The organism is Clostridia bacterium (assembly GCA_035561135.1).
In the GTDB taxonomy this organism is placed as follows: Bacteria; Acidobacteriota; Terriglobia; order Terriglobales; family Acidobacteriaceae; genus DATMYA01.
This window is the reverse complement of sequence record DATMYA010000087.1, coordinates 1-3,600: the sequence shown is the minus strand read 5'-3', so window position 1 is coordinate 3,600 and position 3,600 is coordinate 1. Positions and strand designations below refer to the sequence as shown.

The 3,600-nt window shown below is 54.8% G+C and carries 4 protein-coding genes; all 4 read right to left on the bottom strand.

Going from position 1 to position 3,600, the window contains the following annotated elements; translation table 11 throughout:
- Positions 1-220 precede the first annotated feature (220 nt).
- Positions 221-1,030 (bottom strand): hypothetical protein, encoded by an 810-nt coding sequence (locus VN622_17725; GenBank protein ID HWR37705.1) that lies wholly within the window; start codon positions 1,028-1,030, stop codon positions 221-223.
- A 656-nt stretch (positions 1,031-1,686) separates the two neighbouring features.
- Entirely contained in the window at positions 1,687-2,136 is a 450-nt protein-coding gene (locus VN622_17720; protein ID HWR37704.1) for a hypothetical protein, read from the bottom strand.
- A 14-nt stretch (positions 2,137-2,150) separates the two neighbouring features.
- Entirely contained in the window at positions 2,151-2,462 is a 312-nt protein-coding gene (locus VN622_17715; GenBank protein ID HWR37703.1) for a hypothetical protein, read from the bottom strand.
- Between the two features lie 402 nt (positions 2,463-2,864).
- Positions 2,865-3,600: RHS repeat-associated core domain-containing protein (locus tag VN622_17710; GenBank protein HWR37702.1), on the bottom strand; the 736-nt coding region annotated here is incomplete at its 5' end.

The following is a 3,600-nucleotide window of genomic DNA, read 5'->3' as shown; positions in this document are numbered from 1 at the left end:
CCACTCGATCTCGATAGTTCCATTTTCGCCATACGCGTACCGTCGGAAACTACTCCAAGTCCGTCGAGGCTGGTAACGTTTTTCCCGAAACAGTGGAGTCATCCCAGGTTAGCGCCAACCACGGGCGCGAACCTGGGGCACCCGGCACATCCGCGCCCTTGGTGACCTTCACCTGCAAACCGCTCGCATCGTAATGAACTGGAGAGCGTGCGCAATCACCTTACTTAGTAGGCGGAGCCCAGAGGCCCCAATCGGAAAGCGTCGGTGCCGTGTGAAACAACGACTCGGGGTAATCGCGGTTCACCTCGTATGTCATCTTGCCTTCGCGACCATAAGTACGCCCCGGTAACATGATTCCGTCGATTGCAACATAGTTATCAAGCCGTCCAACACTGCTGCGACTCGCCTGTGGAAGCGGTGGTAGTTTGTCTCCGATGCGACGTACATCAAAGTTTATGTACTCGCTCGGAAGCTTTGTCACCGGATCGATGACGTATGCAGCTCCCCCAAAGCAGTCGTTCACGTAAACAACCAACACCGGTTTTCCCAACCTGACCGTCTCATCTAAAGCCACGATCTCAGGCCTTCGCCATGCCGTTTCAAGCAGAAAGTGCACGACGGCATAACATACCTCTGCCTCAACGCTTAGCTTCACATTTTCGGGATTGATAGCAGCAATGCTCACCTCGACCTGACCTTTGCGCGGAGAATGGAGCTTCTTAAAGTGGCGGCCAACGAACGCTCCGGTTCCCCTTTCTCCATCTAATACCTTTACAACAGGTTCGTCAGGGCCAGTTCTCTTCCAGACTTTCGAAGGAAACTCAAACGCATAGAGCTGATACCAGTCTCGTCCGCCGTCCAAGCGCACACCTAAGGTACGCACGGCGTGCAATCTATCGCGTCCACCTTTCGCGGCTATGACCGACTCCCATACCTTCTTTGCTGCTTCGACGTTTCGTTCAGGACTCGGTTTGCTCGACCATCCACACAGAGGGAGGAGAACAAGAAGTGCTATGACCATTGGTTTCATGCTAATAACCTCGGATGCCATGGGGGATAACCTCAAGAAAAGTGTGCCCCAGCCAGCTCAAAATACCTTTATTGGGATTGAATCGATCGACATCGAAGTACCCCTTTCCGTTCCCATCGCCTATGACTACCTGCAAGCTCCCAGGCCCAAATGTCTTGTTGTAGGAGCGATAGTCGATGTATCCTGGCCCTACGGCACTTGCATGCAACCCTCCCGTGTGCGTATTCGCAATGAAGCTAGTGCGATCGCCGGGTGCCCCAGGTTCACGCCGTGCAGTTCGGCGTTAACCTGGGATAAGGAATACTTGTTGATCCCGGCCGCGTCCACTGTTTTTGTCCTCTCGATCAGGCTCCGTCCACTCGATCTCATTCCATTTTCGCCATACGCGTACCGTCGGAAACTACTCCAAGTCCGTCGAGGCTGGTAACGTTTTTCCCGAAACAGTGGAGTTATCCCAGGTTAACGCCAACCACGGGCGCGAACCTGGGGCACCCGGCTGGCATTTCTCCCGCTCCGGGGTCGCGTGTCACCCTTACACCCGCCGCCGAAGGCGGCGCAAAAACTCGACCCAAAGAGCGGAGCCTCGGGAGGCAAAAACATCACCCGAGACGCCGACAGCGGCACTCAGAAACGGCAGGACCGTGCAGCTATTGGGGCTAATGAGCCCCACCGCCATCGTGCCGCGCGATCCACAGTGTGAATGCGCATGGCACGAAGCTTAACAACGCGGTTATTATGACGACTCCCACAAACGCCCCTGCAAAACCGAAGAACGGATACCCGGCCAAACCCTCAGAGTAGGCTCCAACAATCGTGGAAAGTGGGAAGGCCACGCCCAACGAGATTGGCGTGAACACCGTGAAAGCGATTGCTGCGGCACGAGCCGTGCGCACTGAGTAATCTGGCCGGAGCTTCTTAAAAATCCACCAAGCCGCAACTCCCACCGGAGTAAGTACCACCACCGCCAGCACGGGTACTTGCACGGCGGTCGGCAGGTTAGGTTTCTGCAAGAGGGGAAGCAAAGCAAGAATCAGCCCAAAATACGTGGCTGTAGTTATCAGCGATGCCACCCCGATAATCACGCACAGCCGAAATGTGGTGCGCATTCCCCACCTCCACGTCAGTGAACTGGACAAGTTACAAAGTCAACCGGGTGATCAACGAACAGGTACCAGCTCAACTGCAGCGGATTGCCGTTAGGCGTGTATTGGTTCAGCAGCTTTCCCCGGACGCAACTAGCCCATTTCTGACTCGGGAAGTTTGGAAAGCTCATGCAGATGTTGTAGAGGGCACTACCCGCTCCCGATCCATCTCGATACTTGTTGCAAAAACCCCATTCGGCCGGCACGTTGGGAATCGACTTGCCGTTATCTGCTTGGATTACAGGAGTTGTTGGCGTCCCGTTGTTTGCGGGAACTTGCATGGTGCTCACAAAAGTTCCCCTCAACGTGCCCCGGATGACGGGGAAGACGTAGGACTAGTTGTGGCCAACGAGATCTGTTCAACAATCCGAAGTAGAAGCGTGATCTCGACTATTGCCGCGACTGCAAACCACACGAGCGGAATATCCTCTAAGTAAAAGCACACGATGCTTCCCGCGGCACAGTGAATCAAAAGGGCGATAATGGCGGCCCACCAAGCCCGAGTTGGAGAGGCACGCTTCCGAAGGAAGATGAACAGGTTTCCAAACACAATCAGAGTTTCGCCAAGAAATGCGCCCCAATTCCTAGAGATCCCAACGCGAATCCCCGAGAGGTTGTAAGCGACTATTGAACCGACAATCGCAAGCGCCACCACTACCTCAATGATCACGGTTAAAACGCGTGTGGTTTTGTTAGTCGTCATAACCAATCGCCCGGCACTCACCGCTTGTGAATGAGGAAATCTCTTTGCCCAGCGCGTCCGCCATGGCGTAGTCGAGCGTGAACAGAAATGCCTGCCAGCCCGTCTTCTTCGCCACCTGCTTGGTCGCTTGGCTTAGCCATTGATTTCTGCTTAAACCGCCGCGAAGAGCCTTTGAGGCAGGAATCACAAGAGCGCCAGTGCGCCAGTTCGTGATCTGTTGGGTAAGCCACTGCGTAGGGTCAAAGTTCTCAATGCTTGAAGCAATGGACGTGGTCGTATTTACCATGTCGGCAAAATCGCTCTTACCGGGCAGCAGGTTGCCGAATGATTTCAGCGTTTCCTTTCCGAAAACGACAACACACAGCGGCTTCTTCGGATTTCCGTTGTTTGCGGGTGCGGTGGAACCGCCACTGTCCTCCACCATTAGCTCTATCTGGGCTACACTTCCGCCGCCCGTTGGCGGACCAAATCCTATTGGCGAACCAAATCCTGTTGGCGAACCAATTACGGTGACAATGCACGGAAGCCCGTCATGTGGATTTTCACATGACAACCCAAGCGGGTCTATGAAGTTTAGCGGACTATTCATCACGTAGGCATACCTGTTCCAGCTCTGGGGATTGAGGAGATCGACGGCGGCGAGTCCTGCGGGGTCGGGAGTCAGCCAGCGTCCGGCGTTGGGCGAGTACTGGCGGAACCATGTGTGATACTGACCGCTCTCCTCG